We start from the raw sequence: 16,308 nt of genomic DNA, 5'->3' as shown, positions 1-16,308 counted from the left end.
GCATTTTTTTACCGATGGACCCTACAAATGACAAAAGCGATAACCGTGAAAAACATCACCTTTCAGGAAGGGACGACGCTGATTTGCGTTCCACTGATCGGTAAAACCCTCGACGAGCTGAAAACCCATGCTCGCACCCTGGCGAACACCGGTGCCGATCTTATCGAATGGCGCGTCGATCACTTTACCGGTGTCCGGGACGACAAGCTGATCCGGCTGGCGCTAAAGGAGATCCGCCAGATACTCGCGACGATCCCGCTGCTGTTCACCTTTCGCAGCCACAAAGAGGGCGGCGAAACGGAACTCGACAATGACGCCTACTTTGCGCTCAACCGCCTGGCCGTCGCTAGCGGGCTGGTCGATCTGATTGATATTGAGCTTTTCAATGAGGAAACACAGATTCGGGCGCTGGTCGCTGAGGCCCATGCCGCCGGGGTGAAAGTGATCATGAGCAATCATGATTTCCAGAAAACACCGCCGCAGAATGAGATAGTCGACCGGCTGTGCCGGATGCAGGAACTGGGCGCCGATTTACCTAAAATCGCGGTCATGCCGCAGTCGCCGCAGGATGTGCTGACGCTCCTCGGCGCGACGCTGACCATGAAAGAACAGCACGCCACCCGCCCGTTAATTACCATGTCGATGGGGAAAATGGGCGGAGTGAGCCGGGTAACCGGGCGTCTGTTCGGATCGGCGATGACCTTCGGCAGCGTAGGACAGGCATCTGCACCAGGGCAGATTGCCGTCGGCAAGCTGCGGGAGTTGATGGATATGCTCTCCTGAACATGGTTCTCTGAGTTGATCGAAGTACCGCATCGCCGTCATCCGCGATGCGGCATCAGGACTAGATATCTTTAACTTTGCTGGTCAGAAACAGCGTCAGCACAGAAATCACCGCAATAGCCCAGTAGACGCTGGCGTGACCATAGCTTTGCGACAGTGCCCCTTGCAGCACGCCCGCCAGAATCACCCCGGTCGAAATACTGTTGGTAAACAGCGTAGTTGCCGCTCCCGCTCGTCCCGGCATCAGGTCCTGAAACCACAGCATGCCGATCCCGGCGACAATCCCGATAAATATGGCATTGAACAGCTGTAGCACCAGCAGCGCGGTACGATGGTGAAACAGAATCAGCCCGACATAGAACAGCACGCCGGCCGCCACCGCTGCCACCATCATTTTGCGTTTGCCCCAGCGCTTCACATAGTAGCCTGCCAGAATCATCGCCGGAATTTCCAGCCCGGCCGCCGTCCCCATCAGGATCCCAGCGAGACTGTCCGGTAAACCGAGATCGCTACTGATCCACAGTGGCATATCGATGATATACATGGTGTTGCAGGTCCACATCAGCGTCGAGGCGATAAACAGCATGCGCACGTTTTTATCCTGCCATCCCCCCGCCGGTATCGATGCCCCGTCCGCTTCCGAAGGCTGTTCCACCCGCGCCACCGAGGGCAGCTTCACCGCGATCAGCGCCAGGCTTATCACGAAAATGCCGGCAGCAATCGAGAACATGGTGGTAAAACCGTAATTCAGCGCCAGCATAAAGGCCAGCGGCGGCCCGATAACCCACGCCAGCGACAGCTGAGCACGCATCACCGAGCTGAACATCACCACTTCCCGCGCCGAGCTGTCGGCATATTCCCGCGCCAGGGCAAACAGCTGCGGCATCGCGGCATTGGCGATTGACGCCAGCATCACGCCGCAGGTGATCAGGGTTAAGTAGTGGCGATTGAAGGCAAACAGCAGGGCGTTACCCACTGCCATCAGGCAGCAGAACATAATCAGCCGACGGCGATCGCCCTGGCTGTCGGATCGTTTTGCCAGCGCTAGGCTTACCGCAATCCCGGCAATGGCGTTAACGGTATAAAACAGGCCGACCCAAAAAGGTTGTGCGCCTACTTCGCGGCTGAGGAACAAACTGAGGGTGGGAGCCTGTAGCGCGCCCGCAATGCCCATCATAAACGCGACCAGCATAAAAGCCGCGTAGACGCCGTTCAGCCGCCGTCCCATCGTCATTAACCACAGCATGTCATGTCCTTAAAGCACGCGAAGAAACGAAAAAAGCCAGCAGAAGCAATCTGCTGGCAGGTGATTTTATACTCTATCTATTTCAAGTGACAGACAGGCGACCAAAACGTTTTGGCTTCAGTCACGTGGCCTGCGTTTGAAAGCGGACAGGTATACACCAATACTCAGTCACACATGATATCGGCAAGGCCATGATCAGAGGTCTGTGACGTAACTCCCCACTGCATCAGTTCGCCAAGAATCTTCTGCTGTCTCCCTGCCATCAAGCGGGCCAGCCATGACGCATCCTGCGTCGCAGAAAAGTAGCGTTGGTAAAACTGTTTCGCGGTAGACCTCATCATATTCACCTCCTCGCTTCATCGAAGTGGATTATTGGCCTAATATAGGGATTAATAAATTGCTGACTTTTCATCAGGAGTTCCCCTTTTATGTCTTCTGCTCGTTTGCAACAACAGTTCATCCGCCTTTGGCAGTGCTGCGAAGGCCAATCGCAGGAGACGACGCTTAACGAACTGGCGGAGATGCTGTGCTGTTCTCGCCGCCATATGCGCACGCTGCTGAACATGATGGAAGCCCGCGGCTGGTTAACCTGGGAGGCGGAAGCCGGGCGTGGCAAACGTTCCAGGCTGGCCTTCCTCTATACCGGCCTGGCACTGCAGCAGCAACGTGCGGAAGATCTGCTGGAGCAGGATCGGATCGATCAGCTGGTTCAACTGGTGGGTGATAAAGCCGCCGTACGCCAGATGCTGGTGTCGCACCTCGGCCGCAGCTTTCGTCAAGGGCGGCATATCCTCCGGGTGCTCTACTACCGGCCGATGAAAAACCTGCTCCCCGGCAGCGCGCTGCGGCGCTCGGAAAACCATATTGCCCGGCAGATCTTCAGCGCGCTGACCCGGGTAAATGAGGAAAACGGGGAACTGGAAGCCGATATTGCCCACCACTGGCAGCAGATTTCGCCGACCCACTGGCGATTCTTTCTTCGCCCCGGCATTCATTTTCACCACGGCAGAGAGCTGGAGATGGAGGATGTGATTGCCTCCTTGCAGCGCAGCAACACCCTGCCGCTCTATGCGCATATCGAACGTATTGTCTCCCCCACCGCCTGGACTCTGGACATTCACCTGACGCAACCGGACCGCTGGCTACCCTGGCTGTTGGGCCAGGTGTCGGCGGTGGTGCTGCCGCGGGAATGGCAGTCGATGGACAATTTCGCCAGTATGCCGGTCGGCACCGGGCCATATGCGGTAGTACGCAACAATCAAAATCAGCTGAAGATCCACGCTTTCGATGACTATTTTGGCTACCGGGCATTGATCGATGAAGTCAACGTCTGGGTGCTACCGGAAATTAGCGAAGAACCCAACGGCGGCTTAACGCTGCAGGGCACCACCCAAAGTGAGAAAGCGGTTGAGAGCCGCCTTGAAGAAGGGTGTTACTACCTGCTGTTTGATGCCCGCAGCCCGCTAGGCGACAACAGCGCGGTACGTCAATGGCTCAGTTACCTGTTCCAGCCTGCCACGCTGCTCTACCATGCCGGTGAACATTACCAGGGCAACTGGTTCCCGGCCTACGGCCTGCTTCCTCGCTGGCACCATGCGCGCAGCCACGCCTGTGAAAAACCGGCGGGGCTGGAATCCGTTACCCTGACCTATTATCGCGATCACGTCGAACACCGGGTGATGGGCGGCATCATGGCGGAGCTGCTGGCGGAGCATCAGGTAAAACTGGTGATTCAGGAGCTGGAGTACGAGGAGTGGCACCGCGGTGAAGTGGTCAGCGATATCTGGCTGAACAGCGCCAACTTTACCCTGCCGATCGATTTTTCACTCTTTGCCTTGCTGTACGAGGTCCCGCTGATTCGCCACTGTATTCCCATCGACTGGGAGCAGGAAGCCCGGCGCTGGCACGCCGGCGAATTAAACCCCGCCACCTGGAGCCAGCAATTGCTGGCCAATCAAACCGTCGTTCCGCTGATCCACCACTGGCTGATGATCCAGGGACAGCGCAGTATGCGCGGCGTGCGCATGAATACGCTCGGCTGGTTTGATTTCAAATCCGCATGGTTTGCCCCGCCGGAGCCGTAATGCTTTCAGTCAACTAACAAAATCATTACACTATTTGCCGTTCTCAACGGGGTGCTATTAAACATACACGCCATCGTTCAGACTACCTCAAAGACGGCAAGCCACTGAACAGGCTAGCTAACGCAGAGGCAGCGCGCTCGATGACGTGTGTACACAAAATCATTCGGGTTGCATCAAGGCAACAAGCGGGTGAGTCCCCAGGAGCATAGAAAACTATGTGACTGGGGTGAACACGCGACGCTAACGCAGAGGCAGCGTGAAGGATGACGTGTACAGGCTGAGAAAATACCCGTCGAACCTGATCCGGATAACGCCGGCGAAGGGATTTGGGGCCGACTCAAAATCCTTTGCCACCCTTTTTTATGAGGTGCAAAGTGTTGAAAAAATTACTCCCGCTGCTGGTCCTGGTTGCCGCGCCCGCGCTGGCGAAGCCTGTCCTTACCGTTTATACCTATGACTCTTTTTCCGCCGACTGGGGCCCTGGCCCGGTGGTGAAAAAGGCGTTTGAAGCCGACTGCAACTGCGAGCTGAAGTTCGTGGCGCTGGAAGATGGCGTGTCGTTGCTTAACCGTCTGCGGATGGAGGGCAAAAACAGCAAAGCCGATGTCGTGCTCGGGCTGGATAACAATCTGCTGGAAGCGGCGGCGCAGAGCAAATTGTTCGCCAAAAGTCAGGTGCCGGCCAGCGCGGTTACGGTGCCTGGCGGCTGGGATAACGATACCTTCGTGCCGTTCGATTATGGCTACTTCGCGTTCGTCTACGATAAAAACAAGCTCCAGAACCCACCTAAAAGCCTGAAAGAGCTGGTTGAAAGCGATCAAAAATGGCGGGTGATCTACGAGGATCCGAGGACCAGTACGCCGGGCCTGGGGCTGCTACTGTGGATGCAGAAAGTCTATGGCGATAAGGCCCCAGAAGCCTGGCAGAAACTGGCAGCGAAAACGGTCACCGTCACCAAAGGCTGGAGCGAGGCCTACGGTCTGTTCCTGAAAGGGGAAAGCGATCTGGTGCTCAGCTATACCACCTCGCCGGCCTATCACATTATCGAAGAGAAAAAAGACCAGTACGCGGCCGCCGGTTTTACCGAAGGTCACTACCTGCAGGTTGAAGTCGCCGCGCGCACCGCCGCCAGCAAACAACCCGAACTGGCTGAGAAATTCCTCAAGTTTATGGTGTCACCGGCCTTCCAGAACGCGATCCCTACCGGCAACTGGATGTATCCGGTTACCCAGGTTGCGCTGCCCGCAGGCTTTGACGCCCTGCCAAAACCGCAAACTACCCTGCAATTTACCCCGCAGCAGGTCGCCGCAGAACGTCAAAACTGGATTAATACATGGCAACGCGCCGTCAGCCGCTAAGTCTTAGCTGGCTGATACCGGGCCTGACGGCCAGCGCATTGCTGGTCGTCGTGGCGCTGTCGGCGTTTCTGGCACTCTGGAGCAGCGCGCCGGAGACCGCCTGGTCTTCGGTGTTGAACGATAGTTACCTGTGGCACGTTATCCGTTTCTCCTTCTGGCAGGCGTTTCTCTCGGCGCTCCTTTCCGTCGTGCCGGCCCTGTTTCTCGCTCGTGCGCTCTACCGCCGGCGTTTTCCCGGTCGAACGCTGTTGCTGCGCCTGTGCGCAATGACGCTGATCCTGCCGGTACTGGTGGCGGTCTTCGGTATTCTTAGCGTGTACGGTCGTCAGGGCTGGCTGGCGGCGCTGTTTAACGCCGTCGGCTGGCAGTGGGATTTCTCGCCCTACGGGTTGCAGGGCATTCTGCTGGCGCACGTCTTCTTCAATATGCCGATGGCCACCCGCCTGCTGCTGCAGGCGCTGGAGAATATCCCCGGCGAACAACGCCAGATAGCGGCCCAGCTGGGCATGCGCGGCTATCATTTTTTCCGTCTGGTGGAATGGCCGTGGCTCCGGCGGCAAATCCCGCCCGTCGCGGCGCTGATCTTTATGCTGTGCTTTGCCAGTTTCGCCACCGTGCTGTCCCTCGGCGGCGGCCCGCGGGCCACGACGATTGAGCTGGCTATCTACCAGGCGTTAAGCTTTGATTACGACCCGGCCCGCGCCGCGATGCTGGCGCTGATCCAGATGATCTGCTGCCTCGGGCTGGTGCTGCTTGCCCAGCGCTTGAGCAAAGCGGTCGCCATCGGCGTGAGCCATGTTCACGGCTGGCGCGATCCGGACGATCGCCTGCACAGCCGCCTCAGTGACGCGATGTTAATTGCTATCGCGCTCCTGCTGTTGCTTCCGCCGCTGCTGGCGGTTGTCGTCGACGGCCTGAATAGCAACCTGTTCAGCGTACTGGCCCGCCCGGCGTTGTGGCAGGCATTCTGGACCTCGCTGCGCATCGCGCTGTGCGCCGGGGTGCTCAGCGTTATTCTGACGATGATGCTGCTGTGGAGCAGTCGTGAACTGCGTCTGCGTAACCAGCCTCTGGCGGGGCAGACGCTGGAGCTTAGCGGCATGCTGATCCTCGCCATGCCGGGGATCGTGCTGGCAACCGGCTTCTTTTTACTGCTCAATAACAGTATCGGCCTGCCTGAATCCGCCGACGGCATCGTGATCTGCACCAACGCGCTGATGGCCATTCCCTACGCCCTGAAGGTGCTGGAAAACCCGATGCGCGATATCGCCGTACGCTACGGCCAGCTGTGCCACTCCCTCGGCATGAGTGGTTTCACCCGCCTGAGGGTGGTCGAACTGCGCGCCTTAAAACGCCCGCTGGCCCAGGCGCTGGCCTTTGCCTGCGTGCTGTCGATCGGCGATTTTGGTGCCGTCGCGCTGTTCGGGAACGACACCTTCCGCACGCTGCCGTTCTATCTGTACCAGCAGATTGGCGCCTATCGCAGCCAGGATGGCGCGGTGACCGCCCTGCTGCTGCTGGTGCTGTGCTTTGTCCTCTTTACCGTGATTGAGAAACTTCCGGGGCGTGATGTTAAAACTGAATGATGTAACCTGGCTCTATCAGCATCTGCCGATGCGGTTCACGCTCTCCGTTGAGCAGGGTGAGCGCATCGCCGTGCTCGGCCCCAGCGGCGCGGGTAAAAGCACGCTGTTGAACCTGATTGCCGGCTTTTTGCTACCGGCAAGCGGCACGATAATCATCGACGGCCAGCCGCATAGCGATACGCCGCCGGCCCGGCGCCCGGTGTCGATGTTATTCCAGGAAAACAATCTCTTTAACCATCTCACCGTCCGCCAGAATATCGGCCTCGGGATGCATCCGGGGCTGAAGCTCACCGCCGCGCAGACTGCCAGCCTGCAGGCCATCGCCGGACAAATGGGGATTGATGCACTGCTGGACAGGCTGCCGGGGGAACTCTCCGGCGGCCAGCGTCAGCGCGCCGCGCTGGCACGCTGTCTGGTTCGGGAACAACCGGTATTGTTGCTGGATGAGCCGTTTTCCGCCCTCGACCCAGCGCTGCGTCAGGAGATGCTGGCGCTGGTCAGCGACGTGTGCCAGCAACAGCATTTAACCCTGCTGATGGTGTCGCACAGCGTCGAGGACGCCGCGCGCATCGCCCCACGATCGCTGGTGGTGGCTGACGGACGCATCGCCTGGGACGGCGACACCGACACTTTACTTCGCGGGAACAGCAGCGCCTCTCACCTGTTAGGGATCAGCGCGCGATAACCTTGTGCAGAATATCGAGGTAGACCGGCATCAGCGGATGGCGAATCACCACGGTTAACGCCACGCCGGCCAGCACCACCGTCAGGGGAGTCAGCCAAAGCAAGCGTGGGCGAGGCAGGAAGCGCGTCAGACGATCGCGCGTTTTCGCGCTCCGCCACAGTCGCCAGCACAGCCAGCCCGCCAGCCACACCAGCAACGCGGCCAGCAGCAGCAGCCACTTGAAGCTGGCGCTGTGGTCATCGGCAGGAATATCAATCGCCGCACCGGCCAGAATCCCCGGCATAAAGTACAGCGGCGGCCAGAGCAGACAGCCAATAATATTCGGCGGGATAAACTTCATCACCGGGAGGTCGAGCATGCCGGCCACCATTGGTACCAGCGGTCGCGTCGGGCCGACGAAGCGGCCAATCAGAATGGTTACCATGCTGTGCTGATGTAGCGCGTGCTCGGTTTTATCCAGCAGCGCTTTGTTTTTCTTCATAAACGACCAGCGGTGCAGCGGTTTCTTAAACCGCCAGCCGAGCCAGAAGGAGATCCAGTCGCCGAGTAAACAGCCGACAATCCCCGCCAGCCACGCCTGCCAGAAGTTGACTTCGCCGCTACCGATGAGCGCCCCAAGACCGGCCATCATCACCGTTCCCGGCAATATCAGCCCCACCAGCGCCAACGACTCAAGGAAGGCGACCAGCATCACGGCTATTAAGGAATAGACCGTGGATTGGGTGATAAAATGTTCCAGCAAAGCTTGCATAATGTGCCCGGTTTCAAAACGAAGCACGGATTTTCCAGAGCCGTCGTGCATTCGTCAAGCCATCAATTGTCCAAATAGTTTACTGGTTGTGACAATTTTCCGGCGCAACATTTCATTTTATTTACGTTTTATTCACACCCCGCGCGGAATTCACTCGGGCTGGCGCCGGTACATTTTTTAAATACCCGCGAAAAATAGAGCTGATCTTCGAAACCGACATTACGCCCTACCGTGGCGATCGGCATGCGGGTGGTGCTGAGCAACAGCTTCGCCTGGCTGATGCGCTGATCTTCCCGCCACCCCAGCACGCTGATGCCCAGCTGCTGACGGAACAGATGCGACAGCCGTGAAGGCGACAGACAAACGTGTTGGGCAACGCTAGCGATGTCGAAATGGCTGTCTGCCAGGTGATCGCTAATGTACTGGCAGGCATCGCGCACGCGATTGTCCAGCGGCGGATGCAGCGACTCGTTGATGGCCTCCATGCGCCGCAGCAACAGCTGCTCCAGCAGATTGATCGCCAGCAGCTCCGAATAACGCCCGGCCCCTTGCCCCGCCTCAACAATTTGACCAAACAGCTCGCAAAAACGCGTCTGCCACGGCTCATCGGGACGGAAAAAGCCGGTATGGGCGAAGATCGTCGGCCAGTTCAGCCATTCATGCCAGTAGGCACGTGGACGGAAGTAGACCCACTGGTGATACCACTCCCGGGCGTCAGGATGGCGCCCGTAATGATGAATTTCCCCCGGCGGAAAAAGCAAAATATCACCCGGCCGGCAGACAAACTGCTCGTCGTGGTTGTTGATCACCCCTTCACCGCGAATGGTCAGGTTGAGGATATAGCCCTTCATTCCCAGCGGACGATCGATAAAGAAATCCAGATAACCATCGGCATCAATTGGCGTCAGCCCCGTCACCAGATGGGCGTTGAAAGAGTAGCCCGGCAATAGCGGATCGTTTTGTGTTTCAGCCATAAGATCGGCTCTCCTGGATATCACATGGAAACCAATTGTCCATATTCAACATTGTACTGCTAACCCATTGCTCCGTACTGGGACGGCGGTTGAAATTTAGAGTAAAACCCGCCACCTCACAGCAAAAACCGATGATAGCGCACATTTAAAGCACTTTCACCGGGTAACAGGTGTGTCTATATGGACGGCAGGAAAGTCCACATTGAATATTTGCACGGCGTCACACTTTGCGATGCTATAGCAAAATAGTCCATAAGATTAGCGAATACGGCCTGACGGTTTTTGCCATGAATATCTACTGTTTCACCATTAATGGTTTTCTGCATGGAGTAACAGCATGGCAATTGCGATTGGCCTCGATTTTGGTAGTGATTCAGTACGCGCCCTGGCGGTGGAATGTGCCACCGGCGCCGAACTCGCTACCAGCGTAGAATGGTACCCGCGCTGGCAGGAGGGTCTGTTTTGCGACGGCCCGAATAACCAGTTCCGCCATCACCCGCGCGACTACATTGAGTCGATGGAATCCGCACTGAAAAGTGTGCTGGCGTTATTAAGCGCCGAACAACGTGCCAGCGTGGTTGGCATCGGCGTCGACAGCACCGGTTCCACACCGGCACCGATCGATGCCGAAGGTCAGGTACTGGCGCTGCGCGAAGAGTTTGCTGATAACCCGAACGCCATGTTCGTGCTGTGGAAAGACCACACCTCGGTAGAGGAAGCGGAGGCCATTACCCGCCTGTGCCACCAGCCGGGTAAAGAGGATTACTCCCGCTATATCGGCGGGATTTACTCCAGCGAATGGTTCTGGGCAAAAATACTCCACGTGACCCGCCAGGACAGCGCCGTCGCGCAGGCCGCGGTGTCGTGGGTAGAGCTGTGCGACTGGGTTCCGGCCCTGCTTTCCGGCACCACCCGCCCGCAGGATCTGCGTCGCGGCCGCTGCAGCGCCGGACACAAATCCCTGTGGCATGAGAGCTGGGGTGGTCTGCCACCTGCCAGCTTCTTCGATGAGCTCGACCCGATTATCAACCAGCACCTGGCGTGGCCGATGTTCAGCGATACCTGGACCGCCGATGTACCGGTCGGCTCGCTGTGCGCCGAATGGGCCGAACGCCTTGGCCTGCCGGAAAGGGTGATCCTCTCCGGCGGTGCATTTGACTGCCATATGGGCGCCGTCGGCGCCGGTGCGCAGCCAAATGCGCTGGTCAAAGTCATCGGCACCTCCACCTGCGACATCCTGATCGCCGATAAACAGAGCGTCGGCAACCGCACGGTGAAAGGGATCTGCGGTCAGGTTGATGGCAGCGTGGTGCCTGACTTTATCGGGATGGAAGCCGGGCAATCTGCTTTCGGTGATATTTACGCCTGGTTTGGCCGTATTCTCGGCTGGCCGCTGGAGCAGCTGGCGCAACAACATCCGGAACTGAAATCACAGATTAGCGCCCAGCAGAAACAGCTGCTGCCGGCGCTGACCGAAGCCTGGGCGAAAAACCCGTCACTCGAACATCTGCCGGTGGTCCTCGACTGGTTCAACGGCCGCCGTACCCCCAACGCTAACCAGCGCCTGAAAGGGGTAATTACCGATCTCAACCTCGCCACCGATGCACCAGCCTTGTTTGGTGGTCTGGTAGCGGCCACCGCCTTCGGGGCGCGCGCCATTATGGAGTGCTTCACCGAACAAGGCATCCCGGTCAACAACGTGATGGCGCTGGGCGGCATTGCCCGCAAAAACCAGGTGATCATGCAGGCCTGCTGCGACGTGCTGAACCGGCCGCTGCAGATTGTCGCATCCGATCAGTGCTGCGCGCTCGGCGCGGCGATCTTCGCCGCCGTCGCCGCGGGAGTGTACGAGGATATCCCGACAGCCCAGCACCATATGGCAAGCCAGGTCGAAAGCACCCTGCAGCCGCGCCCTCAGCAGGCACAACGCTTTGAACAACTTTATCAGCGCTACCAGCAGTGGTCGGTCAGCGCCGAACAACAGTATCTCCCTTCGGCTGTGAAGGCGGAAAAAGCCCCGCATTCTCAGGCAGCCCTCACCCATTAAGGACACGACAATGACAATTTTTGATAACTACGAAGTATGGTTCGTGATTGGCAGCCAGCATCTGTATGGCCCGGAAGCGCTGCGCCAGGTGACCAAACATGCCGAACATGTGGTGAACAGCCTGAACGCCGAAGCAAAACTGCCGTGCAAGCTGGTGTTAAAGCCGCTTGGCACTACGCCAGATGAAATCACCCATATCTGCCGCGATGCCAACTACGATGACAAGTGCGCAGGTATGGTGGTGTGGCTGCATACCTTCTCACCAGCCAAAATGTGGATTAACGGCCTGACTATCCTGAATAAACCGCTGCTGCAATTCCACACCCAGTACAACGCTTCCCTGCCGTGGGACAGCATCGATATGGACTTTATGAACCTCAACCAGACCGCGCACGGCGGCCGTGAGTTCGGCTTCATCGGCGCGCGTATGCGTCAGCAGCACAGCGTTGTGACCGGCCACTGGCAGGATCAAGGCGCACATCAGCGTATTGGTTCCTGGATGCGCCAGGCGGTATCGAAGCAGGATACCCGCCATCTGAAAGTGTGCCGCTTCGGCGACAACATGCGTGAAGTGGCGGTGACCGACGGTGACAAAGTGGCCGCACAGATCAAATTCGGCTTCTCGGTTAACACCTGGGCAGTGGGCGATCTGGTGCAGGTGGTCAACAGCATCAGCGATGGCGACATCAGCGCGCTGGTTGACGAGTATGAAAGCAGCTACCGCCTGACCCCGGCGGCGCAGATTCACGGTGATAAGCGCCAGAACGTACTGGATGCCGCCCGCATTGAGCTGGGGATGAAGCGCTTCCTTGAGCAGGGCGGTTTCCACGCCTTCACCACCACGTTTGAAGATTTGCACGGTCTGAAACAGCTTCCGGGTCTCGCCGTACAGCGTCTGATGCAGCAGGGCTATGGCTTTGCTGGTGAAGGCGACTGGAAAACCGCCGCTCTGCTTCGCATCATGAAGGTGATGTCAACCGGTCTGCAGGGCGGCACCTCCTTTATGGAGGATTACACCTACCACTTCGACAACGGCAACGATCTGGTGCTGGGCTCGCACATGCTGGAAGTCTGCCCGACCATCGCCACCCCGGAGAAACCAATCCTCGACGTCCAGCCGCTGGGCATCGGCGGCAAAGCCGATCCGGCTCGCCTGATCTTTAACACCCAGACCGGCCCGGCGCTGGTGGCAAGCCTGGTGGATCTGGGCGATCGCTTCCGCCTGCTGGTGAACACCGTGGAAACCGTACCAACGCCGCACGATCTGCCGAAACTGCCGGTTGCCAACGCCCTGTGGAAAGCCCAGCCGGATCTGCGCACCGCATCAGAAGCCTGGATCATCGCCGGTGGCGCGCACCATACCGTCTTCAGCCATGCGTTGACCCTCGACGATATGCGCCAGTTCGCCGAACTGCAGGATATCGAGCTGACGGTGATCGACGAAGAAACGCGTCTGCCGTCCTTTAAAGATGCCCTGCGCTGGAACGAAGTTTATTACGGTTCAAAACGCTAAGCGTGCCTCCCCTCTTCCTGCCCGCCGGGAAGAGGGGAAATCCGTATTCTCCTGTCATTCGGAGCACACAATGTTAGAAGATCTGAAACGTCAGGTGCTGGAAGCCAACCTGGCGCTGCCAAAGCACAATCTGGTGACCTTAACCTGGGGCAACGTCAGCGCCGTCGACCGCGAGCGCGGCGTGCTGGTGATTAAGCCATCGGGCGTCGACTATAGCGTGATGCAGGCTGACGATATGGTGGTGGTGAGTCTGGAAACCGGCGAAGTCGTTGAAGGGAAAAAGAAACCTTCTTCTGATACGCCAACCCACCGTCTGCTTTATCAGGCATTCCCGACGCTGGGCGGCATCGTCCATACCCATTCGCGCCACGCCACCATCTGGGCGCAGGCCGGGCAGTCTATTCCGGCTACCGGCACCACCCATGCTGATTACTTTTATGGTGCGGTACCCTGCACACGTTTGATGACCGACGACGAGATCAACGGCGAGTATGAGTGGGAAACCGGTGCGGTGATCGTTGAAACCTTCCGCGATAAAGGTATCGACCCGGCCCAGATGCCCGGCGTGCTGGTGCATTCCCACGGCCCGTTTGCGTGGGGCAAAAACGCCGAAGATGCGGTGCATAACGCCATCGTGCTGGAAGAGATTGCCTATATGGGCATATTCTGCCGCCAGTTGGCGCCGCAGTTGCCAGATATGCAGCAGACGCTGCTGGATAAACATTACCTGCGCAAGCACGGGGCAAAAGCCTATTACGGGCAGTAAGGCTGCCGTCTTGCCCGGTGGCGCTGTGCTGACCAGACTACGGTACAATGCGCCTCCGGGATAAACACCACACCTGTATAAAACCCCAGCACCATCTATTAAACCAGGCTATAATCAGGCCTGGTTTTTATTGATGAGAGCACGGCGTGACCCAGCCACGAGAAGGTTTTTTACTGACCCGTCACTGGCGGGATACCCCGCAGGGCACCGTGCTGTCTTTCTGGCTCGCTACCGATGATGGCCCGCTTGAGGTCACGCTGCCGCCGCAGGAATCCGTGGCGTTTATTCCCGAAGCCCAGCGCTCACAGGTCGAACGTCTGCTGCAGGGCGAAAACGGCCTGCGCCTTGCCCCGCTCAGCTTAAAAGACTTTCATCGCCAGCCGGTGTTTGGCCTCTATTGCCGCGCGCATCGCCAGCTGATGCGCCTGGAGAAAAAGCTGCGGGAAAACAGCGTCACGGTTTACGAAGCCGATATCCGTCCGCCGGAACGCTATCTGATGGAGCGCTTTATCACCGCGCCGGTTTGGGTCGAAGGCGACAGCGCGGGCCGGCAGATCGTCAACGCCCGCATGAAGCCCAGCCCGCACTACCGTCCGCCGCTGAAATGGGTGTCGCTGGATATCGAAACCAGCCGCCACGGCGAGCTGTACTGCATCGGGCTGGAAGGCTGCGGCCAGCGGGTGGTCTACATGCTCGGGCCTGAGCCAACGCCCTCGCCCGAAGTCGATTTCCAGCTGGAGTATGTCGCCAGCCGCCCACAGCTGCTGGAAAAGCTTAACGCCTGGTTTGCCACGCACGACCCTGACGTGCTGATCGGCTGGAACGTCATCCAGTTCGATCTGCGGGTCCTGCAAAAACATGCCGAACGCTACCGTATTCCATTAATGCTCGGTCGCGGCAATAGTGAACTGGAGTGGCGCGAACACGGGTTTAAGAATGGCGTGTTCTTCGCCCAGGCTAACGGCCGGCTGATCGTTGACGGCATCGAGGCGCTGAAATCCGCTTTCTGGAACTTCTCCTCTTTTTCCCTGGAAACGGTGGCCCGTGAACTGCTGGGCGAAGGGAAAGCCATTGATAACCCGTGGGATCGGATGGACGAAATCGACCGTCGTTTTCACGAAGACAAACCGGCGCTGGCAGCCTACAACCTGCAGGACTGCGAGCTGGTGACGCGAGTCTTCCACAAAACCGAGATCATGCCCTTTTTGCTGGAGCGCGCCACGGTCAACGGCCTGCCCGCCGACCGCCACGGCGGCTCCGTAGCCGCCTTCAGCCATCTCTATTTTCCGCGTATGCACCGGCTGGGCTATGTCGCCCCGAATCTTGGCGAGGTGCCGCCGCAGGCCAGCCCCGGCGGTTACGTCATGGATTCGCGCCCTGGCCTCTATGATTCAGTGCTGGTTCTCGACTACAAAAGCCTGTACCCGTCGATTATTCGCTCCTTCCTGATCGATCCGGTGGGGCTGATTGAAGGCATGGCCCACCCGCAACCAGAGCACAGCACCGAGGGGTTTCTCGGCGCGCGCTTCTCCAGACAGAAGCACTGCCTGCCGGGAATTGTCGGGCAAATCTGGCATGGCCGCGACGACGCCAAACGCCAGCACAATAAACCGCTGTCTCAGGCGTTGAAGATCATCATGAACGCCTTCTACGGCGTCCTGGGCACCAGCGCCTGCCGCTTTTTCGACCCGCGCCTGGCCTCCTCTATTACCATGCGAGGACACGCGATTATGCGCCAGACTAAAGCGCTGATTGAGTCGCAGGGTTATGACGTGATCTACGGCGATACCGACTCTACCTTTGTCTGGCTTAAACGCCCGCATAGCGAAGAAGAGGCGGCGAATATCGGCCGGTCGCTGGTGACTTTCGTTAACGATTGGTGGGCTACGGAGCTGAATAAAGAACAGCTCACCAGCACCCTTGAACTGGAGTTCGAAACCCATTTTTGCCGTTTTTTAATGCCAACCATTCGCGGCGCCGATACCGGCAGTAAAAAACGCTACGCCGGCATGATCCAGGAGGGCGACGCCCAGCGGATGGTGTTCAAAGGGCTGGAGACGGTGCGAACCGACTGGACACCGTTGGCGCAGCAGTTCCAGCAGGAGCTATATCTGCGCATTTTCCGCCACCAGCCGTACCGGGATTACATCCTGGAAACCATTGATAAGCTGATGAACGGTGAGCTCGACGATCGGCTGGTTTACCGCAAGCGCCTGCGCCGCCCGCTGGCGGAGTATCAGCGCAACGTTCCGCCGCACGTGCGCGCGGCGCGGCTGGCAGACGAGGAAAACGTCCGCCTCGGCAGGCCACAGCAGTACCAACAGCGCGGTAGCATAAAATATGTCTGGACCACCGGCGGCCCGGAACCGGTGGACTACCAGCGGTCGCCGCTCGATTATGAGCACTATTTGTCAAAGCAACTTCAGCCGGTCGCGGAAGGAATTCTTCCCTTTGTCGACGACGATTTTGCTACAATAATGACAGGGCAACTGGGGCTATTTTGATTTCTTCGCCC

General features: G+C 58.4%; 13 protein-coding genes. 9 read left to right on the top strand and 4 right to left on the bottom strand.

Going from position 1 to position 16,308, the window contains the following annotated elements:
* The first annotated feature begins 27 nt into the window (after nt 1-27).
* Nucleotides 28-783 (top strand): type I 3-dehydroquinate dehydratase, encoded by a 756-nt coding sequence (aroD, locus tag ACMYSO_RS17765; protein WP_434666414.1) that lies wholly within the window; start codon nt 28-30, stop codon nt 781-783.
* A 61-nt stretch (nt 784-844) separates the two neighbouring features.
* Here aroD and ACMYSO_RS17760 read toward each other — a convergent pair whose 3' ends face one another.
* Together ACMYSO_RS17760 and sgrT are read right to left on the bottom strand one after the other, a co-directional pair.
* Complete coding sequence (locus ACMYSO_RS17760; RefSeq protein ID WP_434586382.1) at nt 845-2,029, bottom strand: sugar efflux transporter; 1,185 nt, start codon at nt 2,027-2,029, stop codon at nt 845-847.
* Between the two features lie 164 nt (nt 2,030-2,193).
* Nucleotides 2,194-2,370 (bottom strand): glucose uptake inhibitor SgrT, encoded by a 177-nt coding sequence (gene sgrT, locus ACMYSO_RS17755; RefSeq protein ID WP_434666412.1) that lies wholly within the window; start codon nt 2,368-2,370, stop codon nt 2,194-2,196.
* An 87-nt stretch (nt 2,371-2,457) separates the two neighbouring features.
* Between sgrT and sgrR the strand changes: the two genes are divergently transcribed.
* The 4 genes from sgrR to thiQ all read left to right on the top strand — a co-directional run bounded on the left by sgrR (nt 2,458) and on the right by thiQ (nt 7,742).
* Nucleotides 2,458-4,113 (top strand): HTH-type transcriptional regulator SgrR, encoded by a 1,656-nt coding sequence (gene sgrR / locus ACMYSO_RS17750; RefSeq protein ID WP_434666410.1) that lies wholly within the window; start codon nt 2,458-2,460, stop codon nt 4,111-4,113.
* A gap of 374 nt (nt 4,114-4,487) precedes the next feature.
* Complete coding sequence (gene thiB, locus ACMYSO_RS17745) at nt 4,488-5,471, top strand: thiamine ABC transporter substrate binding subunit (RefSeq protein ID WP_434666407.1); 984 nt, start codon at nt 4,488-4,490, stop codon at nt 5,469-5,471.
* Nucleotides 5,447-7,057, top strand: a complete 1,611-nt coding sequence (gene thiP / locus ACMYSO_RS17740; protein ID WP_434666404.1) for a thiamine/thiamine pyrophosphate ABC transporter permease ThiP — start codon at nt 5,447-5,449, stop codon at nt 7,055-7,057. Before thiB ends, thiP begins: the two co-directional genes overlap by 25 nt.
* On the top strand, nt 7,041-7,742 hold the full coding sequence (gene thiQ / locus ACMYSO_RS17735; protein WP_434666402.1) for a thiamine ABC transporter ATP-binding protein ThiQ: 702 nt from the start codon (nt 7,041-7,043) through the stop codon (nt 7,740-7,742). Before thiP ends, thiQ begins: the two co-directional genes overlap by 17 nt.
* On the opposite strand, the gene ACMYSO_RS17730 is transcribed toward thiQ, so the two are convergent.
* Nucleotides 7,729-8,493, bottom strand: a complete 765-nt coding sequence (locus tag ACMYSO_RS17730) for a DedA family protein (RefSeq protein WP_434666400.1) — start codon at nt 8,491-8,493, stop codon at nt 7,729-7,731. The two genes, thiQ and ACMYSO_RS17730, sit on opposite strands and share 14 nt — an antisense overlap.
* A gap of 128 nt (nt 8,494-8,621) precedes the next feature.
* Nucleotides 8,622-9,467, bottom strand: a complete 846-nt coding sequence (araC, locus tag ACMYSO_RS17725; protein ID WP_434666398.1) for an arabinose operon transcriptional regulator AraC — start codon at nt 9,465-9,467, stop codon at nt 8,622-8,624.
* A 337-nt stretch (nt 9,468-9,804) separates the two neighbouring features.
* On the opposite strand from araC, the gene araB reads away from it, so the two are divergent.
* The 4 genes from araB (at nt 9,805) to polB (ending at nt 16,297) form a co-directional block, all read left to right on the top strand.
* On the top strand, nt 9,805-11,514 hold the full coding sequence (gene araB, locus ACMYSO_RS17720) for a ribulokinase (protein WP_434666395.1): 1,710 nt from the start codon (nt 9,805-9,807) through the stop codon (nt 11,512-11,514).
* 10 nt (nt 11,515-11,524) lie between these two features.
* A complete protein-coding gene (araA, locus tag ACMYSO_RS17715; RefSeq protein ID WP_434666392.1) occupies nt 11,525-13,027 on the top strand; it encodes an L-arabinose isomerase in 1,503 nt (500 codons plus the stop codon).
* A gap of 70 nt (nt 13,028-13,097) precedes the next feature.
* Complete coding sequence (gene araD / locus ACMYSO_RS17710) at nt 13,098-13,793, top strand: L-ribulose-5-phosphate 4-epimerase (RefSeq protein WP_434666390.1); 696 nt, start codon at nt 13,098-13,100, stop codon at nt 13,791-13,793.
* A 146-nt stretch (nt 13,794-13,939) separates the two neighbouring features.
* Nucleotides 13,940-16,297: a DNA polymerase II gene (polB, locus tag ACMYSO_RS17705; protein ID WP_434666387.1), complete on the top strand. Its 2,358-nt coding sequence runs from the start codon at nt 13,940-13,942 to the stop codon at nt 16,295-16,297.
* Nucleotides 16,298-16,308 lie beyond the last annotated feature (11 nt).

It is taken from the genome of Klebsiella sp. B345, from assembly GCF_051131735.1.
Lineage (GTDB): Bacteria > Pseudomonadota > Gammaproteobacteria > Enterobacterales > Enterobacteriaceae > Klebsiella.
The sequence above is the reverse complement of the archived record's forward strand: the minus strand, read 5'-3'. Positions and strand labels throughout refer to the sequence as shown.